The 20791-nt window shown below is 55.6% G+C and carries 19 protein-coding genes; 11 read left to right on the forward strand and 8 right to left on the reverse strand.

The window, feature by feature from the left end:
- Nucleotides 1-267 precede the first annotated feature (267 nt).
- Nucleotides 268-453 (forward strand): hypothetical protein, encoded by a 186-nt coding sequence (locus tag QQ91_RS08135; protein WP_166274784.1) that lies wholly within the window; start codon nucleotides 268-270, stop codon nucleotides 451-453.
- Nucleotides 454-554: 101 nt separating this feature from the next.
- On the opposite strand, the gene QQ91_RS08140 is transcribed toward QQ91_RS08135, so the two are convergent.
- Nucleotides 555-3074 carry a glycogen/starch/alpha-glucan phosphorylase gene (locus tag QQ91_RS08140; RefSeq protein ID WP_166274786.1) on the reverse strand — a complete coding sequence of 840 codons (2520 nt, stop codon included), beginning with the start codon at nucleotides 3072-3074 and terminating at the stop codon, nucleotides 555-557.
- Between the two features lie 405 nt (nucleotides 3075-3479).
- Entirely contained in the window at nucleotides 3480-3968 is a 489-nt protein-coding gene (gene tadA, locus QQ91_RS08145; RefSeq protein ID WP_166274788.1) for a tRNA adenosine(34) deaminase TadA, read from the reverse strand.
- A gap of 99 nt (nucleotides 3969-4067) precedes the next feature.
- Between tadA and QQ91_RS08150 the strand changes: the two genes are divergently transcribed.
- The 5 genes from QQ91_RS08150 to radC all read left to right on the forward strand — a co-directional run bounded on the left by QQ91_RS08150 (nucleotide 4068) and on the right by radC (nucleotide 8213).
- Nucleotides 4068-4445, forward strand: a complete 378-nt coding sequence (locus tag QQ91_RS08150; RefSeq protein ID WP_166274790.1) for a hypothetical protein — start codon at nucleotides 4068-4070, stop codon at nucleotides 4443-4445.
- 46 nt (nucleotides 4446-4491) lie between these two features.
- Nucleotides 4492-6033 carry a YcjF family protein gene (locus tag QQ91_RS08155; RefSeq protein WP_166274792.1) on the forward strand — a complete coding sequence of 514 codons (1542 nt, stop codon included), beginning with the start codon at nucleotides 4492-4494 and terminating at the stop codon, nucleotides 6031-6033.
- A gap of 150 nt (nucleotides 6034-6183) precedes the next feature.
- Entirely contained in the window at nucleotides 6184-6939 is a 756-nt protein-coding gene (gene pyrF / locus QQ91_RS08160) for an orotidine-5'-phosphate decarboxylase (protein ID WP_445974541.1), read from the forward strand.
- Nucleotides 6932-7492, forward strand: coding sequence for a hypothetical protein (locus QQ91_RS08165; protein ID WP_166274794.1), 561 nt, complete (start codon nucleotides 6932-6934; stop codon nucleotides 7490-7492). Before pyrF ends, QQ91_RS08165 begins: the two co-directional genes overlap by 8 nt.
- Nucleotides 7485-8213, forward strand: coding sequence for a RadC family protein (gene radC / locus QQ91_RS08170; protein WP_166274796.1), 729 nt, complete (start codon nucleotides 7485-7487; stop codon nucleotides 8211-8213). Before QQ91_RS08165 ends, radC begins: the two co-directional genes overlap by 8 nt.
- 11 nt (nucleotides 8214-8224) lie before the next feature.
- Here radC and QQ91_RS08175 read toward each other — a convergent pair whose 3' ends face one another.
- On the reverse strand, nucleotides 8225-9670 hold the full coding sequence (locus tag QQ91_RS08175) for a mechanosensitive ion channel family protein (RefSeq protein WP_236095854.1): 1446 nt from the start codon (nucleotides 9668-9670) through the stop codon (nucleotides 8225-8227).
- 41 nt (nucleotides 9671-9711) lie between these two features.
- Complete coding sequence (locus tag QQ91_RS08180) at nucleotides 9712-11820, reverse strand: adenylate/guanylate cyclase domain-containing protein (RefSeq protein ID WP_236095855.1); 2109 nt, start codon at nucleotides 11818-11820, stop codon at nucleotides 9712-9714.
- Between the two features lie 278 nt (nucleotides 11821-12098).
- Between QQ91_RS08180 and QQ91_RS08185 the strand changes: the two genes are divergently transcribed.
- Both QQ91_RS08185 and tsaA read left to right on the forward strand, forming a co-directional pair.
- Nucleotides 12099-12857: a TrmH family RNA methyltransferase gene (locus QQ91_RS08185; RefSeq protein WP_201277056.1), complete on the forward strand. Its 759-nt coding sequence runs from the start codon at nucleotides 12099-12101 to the stop codon at nucleotides 12855-12857.
- Between the two features lie 10 nt (nucleotides 12858-12867).
- A complete protein-coding gene (gene tsaA / locus QQ91_RS08190; RefSeq protein ID WP_166274800.1) occupies nucleotides 12868-13590 on the forward strand; it encodes a tRNA (N6-threonylcarbamoyladenosine(37)-N6)-methyltransferase TrmO in 723 nt (240 codons plus the stop codon).
- Here the strand turns inward: tsaA and QQ91_RS08195 are convergent.
- From QQ91_RS08195 to QQ91_RS08205, 3 genes are read right to left on the reverse strand one after another with little or no spacing between them, the layout of a single operon-like run.
- A complete protein-coding gene (locus QQ91_RS08195) occupies nucleotides 13577-14887 on the reverse strand; it encodes an ATP-dependent DNA helicase (protein ID WP_166274802.1) in 1311 nt (436 codons plus the stop codon). The two genes, tsaA and QQ91_RS08195, sit on opposite strands and share 14 nt — an antisense overlap.
- Nucleotides 14888-14923: 36 nt before the next feature.
- A complete protein-coding gene (locus QQ91_RS08200) occupies nucleotides 14924-16192 on the reverse strand; it encodes an MgtC/SapB family protein (protein ID WP_166274804.1) in 1269 nt (422 codons plus the stop codon).
- Between the two features lie 31 nt (nucleotides 16193-16223).
- Nucleotides 16224-17195 (reverse strand): LysR family transcriptional regulator, encoded by a 972-nt coding sequence (locus QQ91_RS08205; RefSeq protein WP_166274806.1) that lies wholly within the window; start codon nucleotides 17193-17195, stop codon nucleotides 16224-16226.
- Between the two features lie 274 nt (nucleotides 17196-17469).
- Here QQ91_RS08205 and QQ91_RS08210 point away from each other — a divergent pair, with 274 nt between their 5' ends.
- Nucleotides 17470-18183 carry a pirin family protein gene (locus tag QQ91_RS08210; RefSeq protein ID WP_166274808.1) on the forward strand — a complete coding sequence of 238 codons (714 nt, stop codon included), beginning with the start codon at nucleotides 17470-17472 and terminating at the stop codon, nucleotides 18181-18183.
- 47 nt (nucleotides 18184-18230) lie between these two features.
- Here QQ91_RS08210 and QQ91_RS08215 read toward each other — a convergent pair whose 3' ends face one another.
- A complete protein-coding gene (locus QQ91_RS08215; RefSeq protein WP_166274810.1) occupies nucleotides 18231-18776 on the reverse strand; it encodes an SRPBCC family protein in 546 nt (181 codons plus the stop codon).
- 456 nt (nucleotides 18777-19232) lie between these two features.
- On the opposite strand from QQ91_RS08215, the gene hbs reads away from it, so the two are divergent.
- Nucleotides 19233-19523 carry a non-specific DNA-binding protein Hbs gene (gene hbs / locus QQ91_RS08220; protein ID WP_284707164.1) on the forward strand — a complete coding sequence of 97 codons (291 nt, stop codon included), beginning with the start codon at nucleotides 19233-19235 and terminating at the stop codon, nucleotides 19521-19523.
- Nucleotides 19524-19639: 116 nt separating this feature from the next.
- The gene (gene cobD / locus QQ91_RS08225) at nucleotides 19640-20770 is read left to right on the forward strand and encodes a threonine-phosphate decarboxylase CobD (protein ID WP_236095856.1); all 1131 of its coding nucleotides are present in this window, start codon (nucleotides 19640-19642) and stop codon (nucleotides 20768-20770) included.
- Nucleotides 20771-20791: the final 21 nt, after the last annotated feature.

Genomic DNA, 20791 nt, shown 5'->3' on the forward strand with positions numbered 1-20791 from the left:
CGAACTGGACGCCGCGATATGGAATCACAAACTAATCGCTAAACGGGTCTGCATGGGGGGAGGCGAAGTTGGGTTGGGAGTTTGGGATATCGATGCTCAAGATTTTCAGAGTCAATCATCTCAGCACCGTTGAGTGAGTCGAGTCTTGATGGGGACACCCAGACTAAGGATCATCGCTTGGGCCGGATTGCGATTGAGGGGCGGCGATCTCCTCCCTGCCAGCCTGAACCATGCGGGGGCATGAGTAGCTTGAAGGAGGGTCATCCAATGGGTAGCAATAATCGTGACTATCGGGCACAGGAAGCTCAGCTGATCATGAGCCTTAAATTTCATCATGCAAAAACCTTGAGCGAAATTCCCCTAGATGTGGCGGTCAATGCTTTGACCAAGGTCTGGCGATCTTGCCAGCCTCATCTGCAGAACTCAGGGGATGAGGACGTTATTCACCTTTAGGGTGATCTCACCCCCCGCAAGGATGCTTCTGATTTGCAGATCCCAGGGCGCCCGCCGCGGCAGCCCCAGAAATAGATTAGTCAGCAGCACAGGCCCAGAAATTAGCGGAAGAACTCTTCCAAGTTGTTGGACAGCTCAATCTTGACCGGGTCGACGTGCCAGATCTCATCGCAGTAGTCTTGAATGGAGCGATCCGAGGAGAATTTGCCCATGCGAGCCACATTCAGAATGGCCATGCGCGTCCAGGCGGACTGATCTTGATAGAGCTGAGAGACGCGCTCCTGGGCCTCAATGTAGGACTGGTAGTCAGCCAGTAGGAAAAAGGGATCATGATAGATCAAGGAATCGGTCAAGGGCTTGAATAGATCGGTGTCTCCATGGGAGAAAAATCCAGAGTTGATGCGATCGAGGGCCAGTTTCAGTTCGGGATTAGAGTCGTAATAGTCCCGTGGACAATAGCCCTGCCCTCGTAAATCGTAGACTTCCTGAGCCGTCAGGCCAAACAAGAAGAAGTTTTCAGCTCCCACTTCTTCCCGAATCTCGATATTGGCTCCATCCAGGGTCCCAATGGTCAGCGCGCCATTAAGCGCAAACTTCATGTTGCCGGTTCCGGAGGCTTCCTTACCGGCAGTGGAAATTTGCTCCGATAGATCTGCGGCAGGATAAACGCGCTGGGCAAGCTTAACGTTATAGTCCTTCAGAAAGACCACCTTCAGGCGATCGCGGACTTCAGGATCGCGGTTGACCACTTCGCCGACGGAGTTGATGAGCTTGATCATTAACTTGGCCATGAAATAGCCCGGCGCTGCCTTGCCGCCAAAGAGAAAGGTGCGCGGGGTGATGTCTAGGTCAGGATTGGCCTTGAGACGATTGTAGAGGGTGATGATATAGAGAACGTTTAGGTGCTGCCGTTTATATTCATGGATTCGCTTGGCCTGAATGCCAAACATGGAGTCCGGATTGACGCTGATGCCATTTTGTTTGTAGATGTAAGCCGCTAAGCTGGCCTTGGTGGCGCGCTTAATGCTTTGCCACTGGTGCTGAAACTCTAGATCCTCTGCGTAGGGTTCCAGCTGCCGCAGATCCTCAAGCTGCGTTAGCCAGCGATCGCCAATTTTATCGGTAATCAGTTGCGTGAGCGGCGGATTACTCAGGGCAATAAAGCGTCGGGGCGTAACGCCGTTGGTCTTATTGCTGAACTTGTGAGGATACATCTCGGCAAAATCCCGCAGCACGTCCTGCTTGAGGAGCTGGGTGTGTAGCTCTGCAACCCCGTTAATGGCGTGGCTTCCCACACAGGCCAGGTGGGCCATCCGCACATATCTCTCGCCTGATTCGTCAATTAAGGAAAGGCGGGAAATCCGGTCTTCGTCATCGGGAAACTTAATGCGGACTTCATCCAAGAAGCGATGATTAATTTCGTAGATGATCTCCAGGTGACGCGGCAGCAGATTTCCAAATAAATCAATGGGCCAGCGTTCCAAAGCCTCTGGTAAGAGAGTGTGGTTTGTATAGGACAAGGTTCGTTGGGTAATGCCCCAAGCTTCATCCCAATCCATGCTGTGCTCATCGATCAGTAGCCGCATCAGCTCTGCCACTGCAATAGCGGGATGCGTATCGTTGAGCTGAATGGCAAACTTGTCGGCAAACTGATGCAGGGGAATCTCTTGCGCCTTCATGATGCGGAACATATCCTGCAGCGAGCAAGAGACAAAGAAGATTTGCTGGGTGAGCCGCAGGCGTTTCCCCTGGGAGACATCGTCGTTGGGGTAGAGTACCTTGGACACGTTTTCCGAGGCCATTTTCTCGTAAACAGCCCCCAGATAATCCCCAGAGTTAAAGGCATCAAAGTCGAAGGATTCGGAGGCTTGGGCCGTCCATAGACGTAGAGTATTGGCGGTGTTGGTTCGGTAGCCCAGGATAGGGGTGTCGAAGGGGATACCCTGGACGACCTCATAGGGAATCCAGTTAACGCGCCCTCGTCCAGTTTGATCCACATAATGCTCGGTGTGTCCGCCTAGCTTGACCTCCACGGACCACTCCGGCCGCTCAACTTCCCAAGGATTTCCATAGCGCAACCACTTGTCCGTCCGTTCCACCTGCCAGCCATCGCGAATGTCCTGGTCAAAAATGCCAAATTCATAGCGAATGCCATAGCCAATGGAGGCAAGGCCGAGGGTGGCCATGGAATCGAGATAGCAAGCCGCCAGACGCCCTAAACCGCCATTCCCCAGGCCTGGCTCCTCCTCTTGCTCTAACAAATCCTCCAGGTTAAACCCTAGCTCTGACATGGCTTGATTAACCTGGTCGTAGATGCCCAGGTTAATCAGGTTATTGCCGAGCTGGGGCCCCATGAGAAATTCCGCCGATAGATAGGCAACGGTGCGGGTTTGCTGCTTGGTGTAGGTGGCCGCAGTGCCAATCCAGCGATGCAGAAGGCGATCGCGCACCATGTAGGCCAGGGCCATGTAGTAATCGTTTTGGGTGGCAATGCCGGGAAATTTCCCCTGGACGTAGAACAAATTGTTCAGAAATGAGCGTTTGAGAGTTTCGACTAAGACGCCAGTCCGGGTATCTTCGGAGCAAACTTGACCCATTAATGTTACAGAATTACTTTGCATAGCGTAGGCTTTCCTGATGCTAAATCAATGCGAGGGGACGGTTAAGACGGTTAAGGCTGGAAAAAACTAGAAGTTTCTCGCCTATGTGCGAAGGTGGCAGGGGGTTGACGAAAGGAGGGCGACCGGAGAATCATTCCGGACAGGGGTGAGGCTTGAAAGGGGACTTGGACATTGGTGGTCCTGGGTAGGCGGTTCTTGATCGAAATCGTGGGTCATGACAACAGGGGGTCTTGAAATCTTAACCCTACTTTCATCTTTAGCATCTAAATTGTAGCGGCAGCTTCCTTTTCTGCTCTTGGAGCAATGACGCCCCCGATTCGGCCTGGAAAAAAAGCCAGCAGGGCTTGCCTTGGGCGATCCTGTTTTTTTTGTGAAGAATGTCTTTTGGAGAGGACGGGTTTGGATTTAGGGATGATTCGGGCCTCCCAGCCGCCGGATCTGGAACCAGGCCTGAAGCTGCTGGCGACAGTCGCCCTCCAAAATTCCGCCCCACACCCTCAAGCGATGGAAGGAAATGGGGTGATCAGGCAGGTTGAGAACCGTCCGTGCTGCGCCGGTTTTGGGATCGTCGGCCCCAAACACCAGGGTGCCGACTCGAGCCTGGAGAATCGCCCCCATGCACATTGGGCAGGGCTCCAGGGTGACGTAGATCGTACATTGATTGAGGTGCCAGGTTTGGATCGCCTGACCTGCCTGCCGAAGGGCCAAAATTTCGGCATGGGCTGTGGGATCGCAGTCGCGCTCGCGTCGATTTTGGGCTGCGGCAATGCGCTCACCTTGGGCCGTGACCACCACGGCTCCCACCGGCACTTCCCCGGCCTCGCCAGCGCCTTGAGCCAGGTCAAGGGCCTGGCGCATCCATTGCTGATGCTGCTGATAGTCTGACCAGTCCATGCATTCTCGGCGAAAGTTTCACAGGTCCCCAGGGTAAATTAAATAGGAAAGATTGCCCAACCGGCCTGCCCTCATCTGTTTTTCCCAAGAGGTTCTGCCTTGGATTCTAAAACCGATCCCTTCCAATCTGAAGATCTGGTGCGTCTCCAGCTGTTTTTGTCCCTGATCCCCGTCTTTGGGCTGATTCCTGCCCTCTGGAGCCTTTCGCGCCGGGACAGCCCTCGCCAGGTGCGCCAGGTCAGTCGACTGGCCGTGACCCTGGGGCTCTTGTGGGGCCTGGGAGTGTTGATGCTGCAAGCCGGGGTGGGAGATCCAGCTATGGGGTTGGCCTCTTCGGTGGGAATGGTGCTGCAGGTGGGAAACACCCTCTGGTCTTCTGGATATTTTGTGATGCTGCTGTGGCTGATGACTCGAGTTTGGCAACGCAAGGCGGTTCAGGTTCCGGGCCTCAGTCGTGTGGCTCAGTATTTGCCCTAGGCTTGATTTTCCCTAACCCTGGCTAGGTTCCCCTTAGAATAGAGGGATGCGAAGCGCCCGTCTATGGCTGTTACTGCTGGGGCTGGCGGTGGTCTTACTGCTGACGCTGTGGCTGGCATTATCCCTGGCTCAGCTTTATCAGACCATTGCGGCCCTGAGTTCTCCAACCCTGGCAACCCTTATGGTGGTTGGGGTGCTGATGATTTTTGGCGTGCTGATTGCCGGGCTGCTGTTTATTCTGCTAAACCTCTGGCGGGGACGGCAGAAAAAAGTTCGCCCCCCGGTCATTCCAGAGAGCAAATCCGAAGCTGTCTCCGAGAACCTGCGATCTATTCGTCGTCAGGTGTCTCAAATCCAAGACGAGGTGGCCCGGCAGTCGCTGCTGGCCAAGTCCCAATCCCTGGAGTCAAGTGCTACCCGACAATATCTAAAGATTGTGGTCTTTGGGGCCGGATCGGCGGGAAAAACCTCCCTGGTTAATGCTCTGATAGGACGGATGGCGGGGAGGGTAAGCCCCACCATTGGCACGACGACGGTGGGGGAAACCTATCAGTTTTCGCTGCCGGAGGTGGCGCAGGATCTATGGATTACTGACACCCCCGGACTGCTGGAGGTCGGTGTTGCCGGCACCGCGCGTGAGCAAGCCGCGCGCCAACTGGCAACGGAGGCGGATTTGCTGCTGTTCCTGGTGGAGGGAGACTTGACCCAGTCGGAATACCGGGTGCTGCGATCGCTGTTGGAGATTGGGAAACGGCTGCTGCTGGTGTTTAACAAAACCGATCGCTACCCGCCGCCCGATCGAACCGCAGTGTTGGACCAGATCGCCGATCGGGTGCGTGGACAGCTCGATCCGGACGATATTGTGGCCATTGCAGCCCATCCCCAGCCTGTGCAGCTGGCCTCAGGGGAATGGCTGCAACCGGATCCAGATTTACAGGCCCTGCTAAAACCCATGGCTCAAATTTTGGTGGCGGAGGGAGCCGATCTGCTGGCCGATAATTTACTACTCCAGTCAATGCGGCTGGGGGACGAAGCTCGCCAGATGCTGGAGCGCCAGCGGCTGCGCAATGCGGAAAAAATTGTGGAGCGATTTCAGTGGATTGGGGCTGGGGTGATCTGGGTGACGCCGATTCCGGTGGTGGATTTGCTGGCGGCGGCGGCGGTGAATGCCCAAATGGTTGTGGAGATCGGCCAGGTCTATGGCTGTGAACTGACCTTTGAACGCGGCCGCGAGCTGGCGCTCTCGCTGATTAAGACCCTGGCTGGCCTAGGCATTGTGCGGGGCGTCATTGAAATTGTCACCCTTTCCCTGGAGCTGAGCATCGGTGGTTATCTGATTGGCAAATCCATTCACAGCATTAGCGCGGCCTACCTGACCCGGATTGCGGGCAAAAGCTTTATTGAGTATTTTCGCCAAGATCAAGATTGGGGCGACGGTGGCATCAGCGAAGTGGTGCAGCGGCAGTACGAGCTGAACCGCCGTGAGGAATTTATTAAAGCCTTTGTGCAAGAGGCGATCGCGAAGCTCCCGGAACATTTTAGCCAGCTGATGCACAAACCTGAGACCCAGGAGTCCTCGCAAGATTGACCAGCCTTAAAACCGGCAAGATGTTTCTGGGGGAGTCAGCATTTCTGATTTAAGCAAGCCTGGCTTAAGCTCCCATGAAGTCTGAGGGCAATGCGGAGAATCCTTGGCATGATGGGGTAGGAGAGTCAGAAAGAACTTGAATTGCCAGGAGTGACGGATTTGGAGAGCGGTTTCCCAGAAGATCTCATCCAGGCTGCCCAACGCCTGATTGTCCCCCTAGATGTGCCCACCCAGGCCGAGGCGCTGGCGCTGGTGGATCGCCTGCCCCAGGTGCAATTTTGGAAGGTGGGTTTAGAGCTGTTTGTGGGGAGCGGCCCGGCCATTTTAGATCAGCTCAAGCAGCGTCAAAAGCGGATTTTTTTAGATCTCAAGTTTCACGATATTCCCAACACCGTGGCAGGAGCCTGCCGCAGCGCGGCCCGCTATGGCGTCGATCTGCTCACCCTCCACGCCACGGCGGGCCCTGAAGCCATGGCTGCTGGTGTAGAGGCAGCCCAGGCTGGCGCGGCGCAGGCCCAGGTTGATCCACCGCAGATTCTGGCCATTACGGTTCTCACGAGTTTATCCCCGCGAACGCTGGCCCTGGACCTCAAGGTTCCGCTGGATCTGCCGGACTATGCCTTGAAAATGGCGCTCATGGCCCAGAAATCCGGTACCCAGGGAGCCGTTTGTTCTCCCCAGGAAGCCATGCAGCTGCGCCAGGTCTGTGGACCGGAGTTTGTGCTGGTGTGCCCTGGCGTGCGTCCTGCCTGGTCCCAGCGGGGGGATCAGCAGCGGGCCATGACGCCTAAATCTGCCCTGCACTCCGGTGCTTCCTTCCTGGTCATGGGCCGTCCCATTACCCAGGCGGCCGATCCCGCTGGAGCCTTTTTGAGAGTTTGTGAAGAAATGGCGAGCAATGGCTAGGCGGCGGGGGGCCTACCTGATGAGTCTGGGCGTGAGTCTGCTGCTGGGACAGACTCTTCCAGGAAACCGGGCGATCGCCGCTGTGTCCTCCTGCCCCCGTCCCTTTGAGGAGATGGTCACCCAGCTGTTAGCCGATCTGCCCGCCTACGCCAACCGCGTCAATACCCGCACGCATCGACCCCAGACCTACGTGATGCTGGCCACAAATCCGGACTTTCAGCCCCTGTCCTGGGGCCAGAGACTGTCGGATCCAGAGGATTCCGCGGCGGATCCCGCCGAGCCTCCCCAGGATTCCTCCCTGCGCCAGGTCTTTTTTACCACCGTGTTGCGACGCTATTCGGGCAACCAGATCAGTCACCACCAAGAACACCACTGGTTATTTGTGGCCTCCAGTTCTCGTGGGTGGGAGTTTGTGCAGATCTACTCCATTTTGGATGCCTATCCCTCGGCTCAGGCACCGAGCCCCCCGCGCAACAGCAGCCGTGGCAGCCTGGCAATCGCGATTCAAGACTGGCTGAAGTTTTGTCGTCTTTCCTGGAGGAGCCATGGGTGAGTCTCTGCGTGTATTGGATCTGCCTGAGAGCGATCGCCCTCGGGAGCGACTGCTGGCCCAAGGGGCTGCGACGCTAACGCCAGCAGAACTGCTGGCAATTTTACTGGGCACCGGTCAGGGGGCCGGAAAGCTCTCGGCCCTTGGATTGGGCCAGCTCATGTGGACAGAACTGGCCCAGATGAACCGAGATCCCCTGCGGGTGTTGCGGGAGATTTCAGCGCCCGAACTGATGGAGATTCCGGGGATTGGTCCGGCGAAGGCGGCCACCATTCTGGCGGCGCTAGAACTGGGGAAGCGAGTTCACCATGCCCTGCCGCCCTCCAAAACCCTCGTGGACGATCCGGCCGTGGCGGCCGCAGCCCTGGCGGAGGATCTCATGTGGCAGCCTCGCGAACGGTTTGCGGTACTGTTCCTGGATATCAAGCACCGCATTATGGGCAAAAAAGTGGTCAGCATTGGCACTGCCACGGAGACTCTGGCCAATCCCCGCGAGATTTTTCGAGAGGTAATTCGACAGGGAGCCACCCGGATGATTGTGGCCCATAATCATCCCTCCGGGAGTCTGGAAGCGAGTGTTGAAGATCTAGATCTCACCCGGCAGTTGCTCCAGGGATCTAAACTCTTAGAGATTCCCCTGCTTGATCATTTGATCCTGGGCCAGGGGGAGTTTGTCAGTTTGCGCCAAACCACCAGTCTGTGGGATAGCGACAGGGTTCTATGATGTGGTCCGATTCAGGTCGACTGGGGGCTTGACAGGACAAAGTTCACATCTCGCCGTCGATTTTCCAGGATTTCGCCTAGAAGTTGGGCGAATTTTGGCGATCGCGCCAGCATGATATGAATGACTTTGGTTTCAAACACCAACACCTCAGAATCCGATGTGGCTTTGGCCCCATTGACGCTGGGCTCATTGCTCAGCAGGGCCATGGTGCCAAACAAATCTCCGCGCTCAAGCTGAGCCACCGTCTGTTCGCGGCCGGTGGTTTCCTTAAGAAACAGACGCACCTGACCTGACAGAATCAGGTGCAACTGCACATTGCGATCGCCAATTTCCAGAATGGGTTCATTCTCACCGTAGGTTTTATGGGTTGCCCCCTGCACCAAGTCCTGAAGGCTATCCTGGTCTAAGGTGCTGAACAAGGGGATCGATTGTAAATTTTCCAGAAGCGCTTGCAAATGATCCGCCTTAGGTTGGGGCACAAGGGGCTGATGCAAAACTGTTCGGATCGGAAAGGGAATTTCGAGCTGGTGCCGCTGGGCGGCATACCAAATTCGCGTCATGAATTCATCTCGAATCTTGGGCACTTTGGAGTAGTCTGCCAAGAATAGCCGCACGCGATAGTCAATGGATGAATCGTTGTAGTTAATGGTCTGAACCTCAGGTTTTGGACGATCCAGGACTCCCTGAGTGGCCAGAGCCGTCTCTACCAACACCCGCTTCACCTGGTTCGGTGGGTCTGCATAGGAAAATCCCACCTCCACCGTTTCCACATGGAGACGGGTGGGCTGGTTGAAGTTGGTAAAAATTTCCTTCGCTAGCACAGAGTTGGGAACAATGAGCTGTTCCTGATCTCGGGTGGTTAGGTGAACGGCTCGCCAGTTGATTTCATTGACCTTGCCCACAGTGTCGTTAATCTTAATCCAATCGCCAATACGCAAGGGCCTCCCCACCAGCAGCGCAATCCCTGAAAAAAGATTCCCCAGGGTATCTTGCAGGGCTAGACCAATCACAATGGAACTCACCCCCAGCGCCGTGATTAAATTGCCCAGGTCAAGCTTCCAAACAATGGAGAGCACGACGGCGGTCCCCACCAAGATTAAAAAGAAGCGAACTAAATCTCGCAGCAGCTTGGGAACCCGGGCCTGCCAGGTGCCCTCTAGAGCCTCCACAAAAAAGAACAGATTGACCAGGGCAAGGGAGAGGTGAATCGTGGATAGGAGTAACAGCGATTGCAGCAGACGAATGGGTTCGCTGTCTTGATCAACGCCCAGAATTTGGGTGAGGGCCAAAAAGACCACCAGCGTGGGCAAAATGAGATTGCGAATGATCTTTAAAGAATTCGCCAGGGCTGGGTTTGGACCCTGAAGCTTTAAAATCGACTCGCTCAAGGTCAGCATGACCAAGGGGAAAAAAACCATTAAGCCAAAGCTCCAGAGGATCCAGGGCTGTTGAAGCATCGAAAATTCCATAGCGATCTTGGATTCAGGGAGGAGGGGGGTTAATTCTCGGCTTGCAGGAGCCAGCTGGAGATCACGTGGTCCGCTTCCACCTCCATCGGGTGGTGGGGAATAAACGGATAGAAGTCCTTCAGTTGCTGATAAATGGTATCTGTCAGATGAATGGAGTTTTTGCTGCCTAATTCGCGCATCTTAAAGGCAATATTGACGGTATCGCCCCAAAGGTCGTAAATAAATTTGCTCTTTCCCACGATTCCCGCCACCACGGCCCCAGAATGAACGCCAATTTGAATCTCGAGCTGCGTCTGATGGGTGCGGTTGAAGACCTGGACTACGCGAATCATATCCAGCCCAAAATCAAGGACGCGTTTCATGTGATCGATGCGGGGGATAGAGAGCCCGCCCACGGCCATGTAGCCACTGCCAATGGTCTTGACTTTTTCAATGCCGTAGCGGTCAATGGCCTCATCAAAGGTGGTCACCAGCTGATTGAGCATCGCGACGCTGTCTTCGGCTGAGCGGCAGTCACACAAATGGGCAAACCCAACCAGGTCGGCGAATAAAACGGTAACGTTAGGATGGTGGTCGGCAATCTGGACTTCTCCCTGCTTGAGACGCTTGGCGATGGGGCTAGGCAAGATACTCAAGAGTAGAGTTTCATTTTCCTGGCTTTTTTGGTTAAGAAGTTGGGTTTTCTGGCGTAAATGTCCCACCATTTCATTGAAGGCGGTGGCTAAATCCTTGAATTCATCCTGCGTCTCCAGATGAATTTGCGTATCGAGCTGTCCCTTCTCCAGCTTTTTAAAGCCCTCCTGTAAGGTTTTAATGGGGCGGACAATCAGGTGAGAGAGCATGAGCGCCAAAATCGTAATGGCCAGCACAATAATGGCTGTGGAGATAAAGACCTGTTTTTGAAACTGGCGAATGGGCGCAAAGACCTCATCTTCGTTGATTTCAGCAATGACTCCCCAGTTCAACCCTGGAAGATCAAGGGGAGAAAAGGAGCTCAGCACCGACACATTGCGGTAGTCACGGATAATCTGGGTGCCCTGCTTTCCGGCTAAGGCTAGGCTGGCTGAATCGGTGTTGACCTGTTGTTGGAGAATGGTGGTGTTCAGGCGTTTGATTTTGTCAATCTGGCTGGGAGGGGTTCCAATGGCCTGCAGGGATTGGAAATACTGATCCGCTGATTCCAGAAAAAACCGCGAGTCCGATCGCATCAGGGAGTCTGGACCCACCAGGTAGGTTTCTCCGGTTTTTCCCAGTCCAGCATTGTTCCATTGTTGCCGGTAAGTCATCACCTGGTTAATGGGGGCCGATGAAATTTGAATGGCCAGCACGCCGATAAAAGTTCCCTCAAAAAAAATGGGAGTGGCAATGATCGCTGCCGGCTCATTAAAGGAAGGTCGATAGGGCTGATAGTCAGCCACTGCAATGTAGCCCGGTGTACGCTCTTGTAACGCTGCGTTGAAGGCCTGGGCCAGAACGCTATTCTCCAGAGGGCCAGATTTTAAATTGGTGGCAAAGTCGACTCCCTTGTACACCGTGTACAGGACATTTCCCTCTGGATCAATCAAGAATAAATCTTCATGCTCAAATTCATCATTGAAGTTGCGCAGAAAGGGATGAAAGGTGCGATGGACTTGACTGTAAAGGCTGCCATCCCCTGGGTCTACAATCTTTGCTTTTTCATCAAAGTCATTGGATTGAATGGTGTAGTGGTATTGCAAATACTGTTGCGTTGAAGTCAGGGGTTCGTAGGTTTTGGCGATCGGCTCCCCTTGGACATTGGGTTTGAGCTTGGGAATAAATTGCCCCTGATAGTATTGGCTAATGGCTGTGGCATAGGTTGAATTGGGCGATCGCTCCTTGAGCGCTGCATAGGACTGGTTGAATCGGGTGAGGGCCGTGACGGTGGTGGGATTTTCCGCAAATGAGAGGACCTGTCGATTGACCTCTTGGAAATAGTTTTCAATCGACTGACTGGTGGTGAATCGCAAGCTGGCAAGCTGATTGTGAATGCTGTTGCTCAGGGCCTGCTTGCCGCTACGATATCCAATGAAGGCGATGACCAAAATGGAGCTAATGCTGACCGCAAGCAAAACCAGCGTCAACTTGGATTGAATACTGAGCTTCTTGAGCAAATTCATGGTCCCTGGGCTAGGATCTGATCAACTATGGCACAGATTACTGCCCGAGGATAGTCTGCCAAGGAGACGGTCTAGCTCTGGATCGGCAATGATCCTGCGTCTCCAAATCGTTCGATCTTGCATCCATGGAACCATGATCTCATGATCTGGCAGGTGATGGATGCAGTGTGTGGATAGTGATTCAGGGAGTGTGCAGAGCGCTGAAGCGAGAGGATGGAGAGGGCAGAGGGCGAAGTTTGATAGGATAGGCCATGCGGTGTTACAGGGTTTGAGACAAAATGATCCAAGTTTCCTTTGTCTTGGTGGAACCTCAGGATGAGAGAAATGTTGGATCCGTCGCTCGGGCGATGAAAACCATGGGCTATGAGGATTTAAGGTTGGTTCGCCCCCACTGTGATCCCCTGGGCGAGAAAGCTCGGGTACTCGCCCACGGATCGGTGGAGATCTTGCAATCTGCCCAAATCTATCGCACGCTGCCCGAGGCGCTCAGCCAGGTTGATTTTGCCTGCGCCACCACAGCCAGGCATCGGCTGACCAAGTATCACTACACGTCGGTGCGTGAGCTGCCGCAGCGACTTCAGGAAAAACAAGCCTGGATCTCCAGGGTGGCCCTGGTGTTTGGGTCTGAGCGATCAGGCTTGAGCAATCAAGATATCGCCCTGTGTGATTTGGTGACCACCATTCCCCAGGCCACTCTATCGCCCTCGCTTAATTTAGCTCAGGCGGTGATGGTTTGCGCCTTTGTGTTGTCTGAGTCGCACACCGCAGTTCAAATTAAAGATCAGCGGATCAATGGTCAATCCATGCCGATGAATCAATATGCAGCCCTAAGATCCTCCACCCTCCGCCTAATGCATCGCATTGGCCTGGCAGATCGCTATCAAAGCTGGGTCATTAAGGGCTTGGGTCGTCTTGGCTATGAGGATTTATATCTGCTGCACCGGATTCGCTCGTTTATGGAGCGAAAGCTAGATGAGCTTGAGGGAAAAGCGGCCTCCTTTCCTCCTGAAGACGGCAAGGGGCATCGAGGATCTTGAGGGGGCTGGAATGCAGGTTGATCCCATTGCCTATATTCGTTCCTGTTACCCGGATCGCTTTGGAATTCCTCGCCAAGCAGGGCTGGTGCCCATGGCTGAAGCAGAAATTGTATTTGCGGCAACGGAGGAGAACAAACTGGCGCTGCGTGGCCTTGAGGAGTTTTCCCATGTGTGGGTGTTATTTTGGTTTCATCAGCAGCGCTATCGGCAATGGAAGCCCCTGGTCAAGCCGCCGCGCTTGGGGGGAAAGGTGGGGGTCGGGGTTTACGCCACGCGCAGCCCCAATCGTCCAAATCCGTTGGGGATGAGCGTGGTCCGCCTGGTGGGCCTATCGCTTCGGCCTCAGGAAATTGTTCTGGAGATCCGGGGCGGGGACTTTCTCGATCAAACGCCGGTGATTGATCTCAAACCCTACGTTGCCTATGCCGATCGCATTGAGGCTGCTCAGAGTGCCTGGGCCACGCCCCCTGCCCCTGCCATGGCAGTTCAATGGCGACCTGAGGCCCTGGCCCAGCTGCAGCGCTGTGGGCGATGGGGCTATCTTCAGGCTCTCATTGAGGCCACGGTAGGCCAAGATCCGCGACCTGCATACGAGCGAGGGAAAGATGGCACGCCAGGTCAACAGTGGCATATGCAGATTGCCACGGTGGAGATTGCCTGGATGGTGGAGCAGGGGCAAGCCACCATTGTTGATTTACATCCTGCCCCTGGGTCAGAGGCTACTGTGGAATAAACAGACGCCGGGCCGCCCGCGTAACGGCTACGTAGTAGAGCTGGTTGCGTTCAGTGACCCGGCGGTTCAGCCGCAGGTTTGGCCAATCAATAAATACATCTTGAAAGGTGGATCCTTGGCTTTTGTGCACGGTTAGGCAGTAGGAATAGTGTACTTCGTGGAAGCGTTGCTTCAGGCTCCAGAATAAACGCCATTCCCGAGCCGCCGCTAGGTGTTGAAGCTGGGTTTTCAATCGCGGCGCTTCCGCCTCGTGCAGCACCTGAAGCTGCCGCATCTGGCCTGTTTCGGTTTCCACCTCCAAATGCCAAACTTGCCATTGATCCACCTGTCCAGGGGTAATGTCTAGCACCTGGCATTCCTCGGAGGTTTGTAAAATGATGCTCTCATCCTGGAGGCAGGGGGAGTGGGCAATGAGTCGCTCTCCGACCACAAACCGCGCCAGGGTCGACCCATAGATGGCCTGACGGATTTGCTGGTTGAGGTTTTGGACACGGTGATTGGTGTAGGCCAGGACTCTAACCTGATCTGGGTTTTCGGCATAGGTGGCACTTGTAAAGGCGCGTTGCAAAAGCTGTTCCCAGGTTGCCCGAGGCACCACAAACACCCCTTCGGTGTGGTTGGGGTTGGACTGGCTGACGGGGGACGGCAGTATCGGCTGGTCCAGCCGTTGGCGCACCGAGTCGGCCAGCAGGCCAATGGCCCCACCGTAGCGGACAACATCGGTCAGATCGAAGCGAGCATAGATCTGGTCAAAGCAAAGCGATCGCGTTTCGTGAACCGGCGGCAGCTGAGCCGGATCGCCCACAAACAGCAGTTGGGTGGTGCAGGACAGATCTGAGATGGCCTGCACCAGCAGCAGCCACATTTCCTGGTTGATCATGGAGCATTCATCCACCACCACCAGTCGGTAGTAGTGGATCAAGGCCTTGCGCTGTGAATCTGCTGTGAAGTTTTGCTGACCGGTGTCCTTATCAATCACCGGACGTAGGCCCAAGAGCCGACAGCAGGTCATACAGTCCACCGCCAGATCCCAGCGATCGGCCATGGCGGCCAGCACCTTGGTGGCCTTGTTGCTCAGGGCTGTGAAGGCCACCCGACGGCGATCGCCCTGATGGCGCAGTCGAGTGAGCAAAGCCTGAAGCAGCGTGGTTTTCCCGGTGCCTGCGTACCCGGTCAGTAAAAAGATCCGCTCCTCGCTCTGGACAAAGGCCTCTAGGGCGGCTAACCCCGCCTGTTGCTGATCGCTGAGCACAAGGCCCGGAAGAATATCTGCGGATGCAGCCTGGGTGCAGGACATGGCATGAACCGGTGATTAGCCCCATGACAGGGCCGATTATACCCTGCTGAAGCCAAAAACCACGATGGCAGCGATGCCGCTCAGGGTGAGTGAGATGAGGAGGATGGACGCGCACCATCGCGCCAGCCGCCAGCCGCCAATAAACGTAGCCATCAGGGCCTTAACCACGGTGTTCACCATGGCGGCAATCAAGATTCCCCCTGCTCCCACCTTGAGTGAGAGGCTCCCCTGGGTTGATTGCGCCAGGGAAAGGCTCACGGCGTCCACATCGGTGATGCCGGAGATGGCCGAGAGCAGATAAATACCGGCTTCGCCAAACCAGTCTTCCACCGCCCGCACCAGCAAAAATAAGAGGGCTAGTACGCCTCCAAAAAAGATGGCGGACCCCAGCTCAATGGGATTGCGCAGATCCATGGGGGCTGCTGATTCCTTGTGCCGGGCGCCGAGGGCAATGAACACCGCCGCCACCAAGGGAACGAGCGCTAAACAGGCCAGGGACGGAACCACCAGGGGCAATAGGGCGGTATTCACCACGCTCACCTCTAGGAGCACCCGCACTGCCATGATGGCAGCAGCCAGAGAGATGCCAGCCCCCAGCACCGATACGGTACCCTGGCGCTTGCGGGCCATGCGCGCAAAGGACAGGGTTACAGCCGTGGAGGAAACCAGCCCTCCGATGGCGCTGGTGGCCAGAAGTCCAACGCGATCGCCAAGGATGCGCATGGCAAAATAGCCGATGTAGGAAATGCCAGCAATCAGTAAGATCAGATAGCCAATGGTGCGGGGATTGAGGGCCTCCCACGGCCCCATATTCTGATTGGGAAGCAGGGGAAGGGCCACCGCCGCGATGACCAAAAGCTGCAGCGTCGCAACCCATTCCCGTCGCTCTAGCTTCAGCAGGGAGTGATGGATTTCCTGCTTAAAGCCCAGCAGCCCGGTGGTCACCACCGCAGAGGCGATGGCTTCGGCAATTAAGCCACTGCCCGCCATGGCGCCCAGACCGCAGGTGAGCAGCAGCGCCAACTCCGTGGTGATGCCAAACTCTCCCGTTGGCGAAAGCGTTAATCCGTAGGATACAACCACCATTGCAACGACTCCTAGAAAGGTTACGCCGAGAATCCAAGCGCCTAAACTGCCAGATAAGACTGCGCCGAGGCTCCCGATCACCGCGACAAGGGCAAAGCTCCGGACCCCGGCGACTTGTAAATCTTCTGGTTCGTCTTGATGATGCAGTTCCCGCTCCAGGCCGATAATTAACCCGATACACAGTCCCACAGCCAGACGAATCATAATGGCTTGATTCATGGCGGTTTTTCCCAAGCTACTGGCGTTAGCTTCATTGTTGCATCTTTCCACAGCGGGGCTGTTGGGGTCTGTCAAAGGGTAGAGTCTGGGATTTTTTTTCCTCAGTGCCTGCCCAGGGTGGGGTGGTAAACCAGTCCTGGAGAAAGGCGATCAGGCACTGAATTTTGCGCGAAAGCTGACGATTGGGCGGATAGCACAGGGAGGCGGTCAGGGGGGGAGGCCGATGGTCTGCCAACAGTTCCACCAGGGCACCGGTGCGGAGGGCATCCCCCAGCAAAAAGGTGGGCAGGAAGGCAATGCCCAATCCTGCCAGCGCAGCCTCTCGGAGCAGTTCCCCATTGTTGGCTGCATAGCGGCAGGGCACTTTGAGGGCGCTGGGATGGCGATCGCCAAAGGTCCAAAGCTGGGGGGTGGTGAAATGGCCATAGTGCAGGCCCTGATGCTGACGCAGATCCTGCGGATGGAGGGGAGTGCCCTGGGCTTCCAGATAGTGAGGAGAGGCGCAGAAGATCCGGTGAATGGGCACCAGCGGCTGGGTCACCAGGGCTGAATCGTGGGGGGGGGACGAAATGCGCAGGGTGAGGTCAAACCCTTCCTCAATGAGATCCACAAAGCGATCGCTCAGGGTCAGCTCCAAGGTCAGGTTCGGGTACTGTGCCAGAAAGGCCGCAACTGCAGGAGCGAGGTGTAAGGTTCCAAAGGACATGGGCGCATTCAGCCGCAGTCTGCCCTTCGGTTCGGACTGGACCTGGGCAACGGCGAGATCCGCCGCCTCCACCTCCGCTAGTAGGGCCAGACAGCGTTCATGGTAGGCGCGGCCCACATCGGTGGGGCTAACGCGGCGAGTAGTGCGCTGCAAAAGCTGCACCCCCAACTGGGCCTCAAGCTGCAACACCAGTTTGTTGACCACAGATCGCGACAGCCCGAGATGGCGTCCTGCCGCAGCAAAGCCTTGATGATTCACAACTTCGGTAAAAACGCGCATGGCTTCTAGTTTGTCCATCTTGCTGCCTATGAATTGACATTGAGGGGGCAATTGAGGGGGGTGAGAGGGGGAGAGAGGGGATTCTCCGCGCCGGATCTCAAGGTTGCCCTATCTCTAGGACCCCGCCACCCCCAGCGGCGCCGAACCAATTAGTTGTTTTACGGCGACAATCTGTATACTTTTTAGCTTATTGTATTTTATGTGAGGTCAATTCATAATGAAGTCAAGTTCAACTTCCTTGAACTCATCGGAACTGACCGGTGCTTTTATTGTGAATCTCAGGAGGCTATCCATGTTTAGGATTCGGCGATCGCAGGATCGGGGAATGACCCATTTCCACTGGTTAGAGAGTCACCATACCTTCTCCTTCGGCCACTACTTTGACCCCCAATTCATGGGGTTTGGACCGCTGCGGGTGATTAATGAAGATCGCGTGCTTCCGGGCGAGGGCTTTGCGACCCACAGTCACCAGAACATGGAAATCATCACCTATGTGCTTTCGGGCCAGTTGGAACATCGAGATAGTCTTGGCAACGGCTCGGTGATGGTGCCGGGAGAGGTGCAGCGAATGTCGGCGGGGACCGGGATTTCCCACAGTGAATACAATCCTTCCCCAACCGAAGGCGTGCATTTGCTGCAGATTTGGATCGTGCCCGACCGCCAGGGACTCCCCCCTAGCTATGAACAGCGGCATTTTGATATTCAGCAGCAGCCCGGCACCCTGCATCTGGTGGGATCTCCGGATGGGCGAGGTGGATCGCTGACCATTCATCAGAATGTCCATCTCTATGCCGGACGCCTGAGGGCCCAGCAGTCAGTGGTGCATCAACCCGCAGGCGATCGCCAGATCTGGATTCAGGTGACGCAGGGATCGGTGCAAATCCCTGGCGCGCACTTGGAAGCAGGCGATGGGGTGGCCCTCATCCCTACCGAAGCGATCACGCTGCAAAGCCAGAGTGACGAGAGTGAAGTGTTGCTGTTTGATCTCGCTGGCAGCGCCGCCTGAAGTTGGCTTCGCTTGAAGTTGGCTCCGCCTGGAAGATGCCTGCCGCCCTACCCTCTTTCCACCAGGGTTTTCAAGCTGAGCAGTCCAGTTTCATACTGTTGGCCAATCATGGACTTCACCAACAGTCCCAGGTAGTTGGTGATGGGCTTGAGCGGGGGCGCTGTGCCTCCGCTCACGTCCGTATCCAGGGACCAGATCACCCGCGTGTAACCTCGCTCAGGAATTAAGTCAAAGCTGGCCTCCGCAAAGCCCTGACCGGCAAATTCCAGATGGGTAGCCATGTGACGAGGAGCCTCAAATTCTGTTACCTCCTGGGATCCGTGGCCCACATTGGCATTGTCGCTATCCCAGACCATGGTTTGCCCGACTCCTTGTCCCGATAGGGTCATGGCTACCTTAGGATCCATGGTGGCCCAAGGCGACCAGCGTTGCCAGGCCCGAAAGTCACCGATGTAGGCAAAGACCTCCGCAGGTTGGGCCTCAATCACCATTTGGCGCTCCACATGCACCTGGCCGGGAATCCCAAACCCAAGGCTATACAGAACGCCCAGGGCGGCCAGCAGCCCCCCCAGGACCTTCAAGAGTTTTTCCATGACCGATGCTCCACGTTACAAATTCTTGGGCTTAGAATACCGGCGCTGTTTCCCGCGCCTGATGATTTAATCAAAAATTAAGGATGAACTGCCTTGGGACGGCGATGGCGCCACTGCTTCAGCACAACGTTGCAGTTTGTAAAAAAAAATTTACGCTTCACGATAGAGTCAGGGTTTCAGCCATCGAAAAAGACGAGTATCGCTCAAAAGCCTTATGGTGCAATGCTTTTGTCAACATCAAAAAAAACAAATGTTTTTGGGAAGGGAAAAAAAAGAGGTGAATTTGAGAAAAATTTCTGAAATCCTCACATAATTATCAGCTTTGTAGATAGCATCTTAAGCGAATACCCATTAGAATAAACCATTGAAAATTCCTGGTTGCAAGCGTTTCAGCCCGTCAAGCCTATCCTAGGGCGAAATGAATTGTTCCAGGAATTTCCTGCTCTAACTATTTTAATCCAGGAGAAACCCATGAATAAAGGGGAACTAGTCGATAAAATCGCTGAAAAGGCAAACGTGACCAAGAAGCAGGCGGATCAGGTCCTCACTGCGGCCCTTGACTCCATCGTTGACGCCGTTTCTTCCGGTGAGAAAGTCACCCTCGTCGGGTTTGGTGCCTTTGAACCCCGTGAGCGGAAGGCGCGGGAAGGTCGCAATCCCAAGACAGGTGACAAGATGCAGATCCCAGCTACCACCGTCCCCGCCTTTTCGGCCGGCAAGCTGTTTAAAGAGAAAGTGGCCGGTTAGGTCCACTGCTGCAAACCATGGCAGGATGGAGAGGGCCGCCGCCTCTCCTTTTTTTTCCAGTCCCCTCCGTTTGATGAATCCCCTTTTGATGAATCCCCTTTTGATGAATCCCTTTGATGAATCAACCTTGCACAATGCAGCGCCCGGCCCACGGAGGGAATCTGGAGTGGGCTGCTGGGGTGGCGCGGTGCCAGCCCCAGGAGATCCTGGATTTTTCCGCAAGCATCAACCCTCTCGGTCCGCCGGAGTCGGCGATCGCAGCGCTGCAAGCGGCGATTCCTAGCCTGCGTCACTACCCGGACCCCAGCTATCGAAGGCTGCGGCAAGCCCTAGCGGATCATCATCAGCTGTCTGCGGAGTGGATTTTGCCAGGCAATGGCGCGGCGGATCTCCTAACCTGGGCCGGGCGCGATCTGGCCACCCTTGATTGTGTCTACCTGTGCACGCCTGCCTTTGGAGACTATCGGCGTGCCCTTGCGGCCTTTGGATCACGGGTACAGCCCTGGCCTCTGGCCTGGAGCCGAAGCGGAGCACTCCAGGGCGAAGCGTTTGCGGTTCCGGTTGCCGCAACAGACCCCATCGAGGCCTGGGTGCAATCCTGGCCCCCTCAGGCCGGTTGCCTGCTCAATGACCCCCATAATCCTACGGGCCAGCGCCTTGATCCGAGGTTCCTGCAGGCCTGTTTAAATCACTTTGAACAGGTGGTGATTGATGAAGCCTTTCTAGATTTCCTGCCCCCGGCGGATCAGCACAGCGCCATTGATCGCATTGTTGATTATCCCAATCTAACGGTGATCCGATCCCTCACCAAGTTCTACAGTTTGCCGGGACTGAGGCTAGGCTATGCCGTTGCCCATCCGGATCACCTGCGGCGCTGGCAGCAATGGCGCGATCCCTGGGCTGTCAATAGTCTGGCGATCTCAGTGGGGGCGGCGGTCATGACCGATGGGGCGTTTCAACAGCGGACCTGGGACTGGCTCCCGCCAGCGCGGTGGCAGCTATTTCGATCCCTGCAGCAGATTCCTGTCCTCTCTCCAATACCGAGCGTGTCTAATTTTTTGCTCGTTGAATGTCAGGCTTCTGTCTCCCAGCTCCAGTTTTGGCTGCTGCAAGAGGCGCGAATTCTGGTGCGAGACTGTCTGAGCTTTCCCGAACTGGGGGATGGCTACTTCCGGGTGGCCGTCCTGCAAGCTGCGCAGCAACAGCAACTCCAAACGGCGCTTTCCGCCCGACTCGGACTACACTAAAAGCGCACCCCATGAAAGCGC

Origin of the sequence: Lyngbya confervoides BDU141951 (assembly GCF_000817775.3) — a bacterium.
Lineage (GTDB): Bacteria > Cyanobacteriota > Cyanobacteriia > Thermosynechococcales > Thermosynechococcaceae > Lyngbya > Lyngbya confervoides.

Bases quoted from the DNA above. Each gene is read 5' to 3' on its own strand.
- QQ91_RS08135 (WP_166274784.1), top strand. From the start codon at position 268: ATGGGTAGCAATAATCGTGACTATCGGGCACAGGAAGCTCAGCTGATC.
- QQ91_RS08140 (WP_166274786.1), bottom strand. From the start codon at position 3,074: ATGCAAAGTAATTCTGTAACATTAATGGGTCAAGTTTGCTCCGAAGAT.
- tadA (WP_166274788.1), bottom strand. From the start codon at position 3,968: ATGGACTGGTCAGACTATCAGCAGCATCAGCAATGGATGCGCCAGGCC.
- QQ91_RS08155 (WP_166274792.1), top strand. From the start codon at position 4,492: ATGCGAAGCGCCCGTCTATGGCTGTTACTGCTGGGGCTGGCGGTGGTC.
- QQ91_RS08165 (WP_166274794.1), top strand. From the start codon at position 6,932: ATGGCTAGGCGGCGGGGGGCCTACCTGATGAGTCTGGGCGTGAGTCTG.
- radC (WP_166274796.1), top strand. From the start codon at position 7,485: ATGGGTGAGTCTCTGCGTGTATTGGATCTGCCTGAGAGCGATCGCCCT.
- QQ91_RS08175 (WP_236095854.1), bottom strand. From the start codon at position 9,670: ATGCTTCAACAGCCCTGGATCCTCTGGAGCTTTGGCTTAATGGTTTTT.
- QQ91_RS08180 (WP_236095855.1), bottom strand. From the start codon at position 11,820: ATGAATTTGCTCAAGAAGCTCAGTATTCAATCCAAGTTGACGCTGGTT.
- QQ91_RS08185 (WP_201277056.1), top strand. From the start codon at position 12,099: ATGATCCAAGTTTCCTTTGTCTTGGTGGAACCTCAGGATGAGAGAAAT.
- tsaA (WP_166274800.1), top strand. From the start codon at position 12,868: ATGCAGGTTGATCCCATTGCCTATATTCGTTCCTGTTACCCGGATCGC.
- QQ91_RS08195 (WP_166274802.1), bottom strand. From the start codon at position 14,887: ATGTCCTGCACCCAGGCTGCATCCGCAGATATTCTTCCGGGCCTTGTG.
- QQ91_RS08200 (WP_166274804.1), bottom strand. From the start codon at position 16,192: ATGAATCAAGCCATTATGATTCGTCTGGCTGTGGGACTGTGTATCGGG.
- QQ91_RS08205 (WP_166274806.1), bottom strand. From the start codon at position 17,195: ATGGACAAACTAGAAGCCATGCGCGTTTTTACCGAAGTTGTGAATCAT.
- QQ91_RS08210 (WP_166274808.1), top strand. From the start codon at position 17,470: ATGTTTAGGATTCGGCGATCGCAGGATCGGGGAATGACCCATTTCCAC.
- QQ91_RS08215 (WP_166274810.1), bottom strand. From the start codon at position 18,776: ATGGAAAAACTCTTGAAGGTCCTGGGGGGGCTGCTGGCCGCCCTGGGC.
- cobD (WP_236095856.1), top strand. From the start codon at position 19,640: ATGAATCAACCTTGCACAATGCAGCGCCCGGCCCACGGAGGGAATCTG.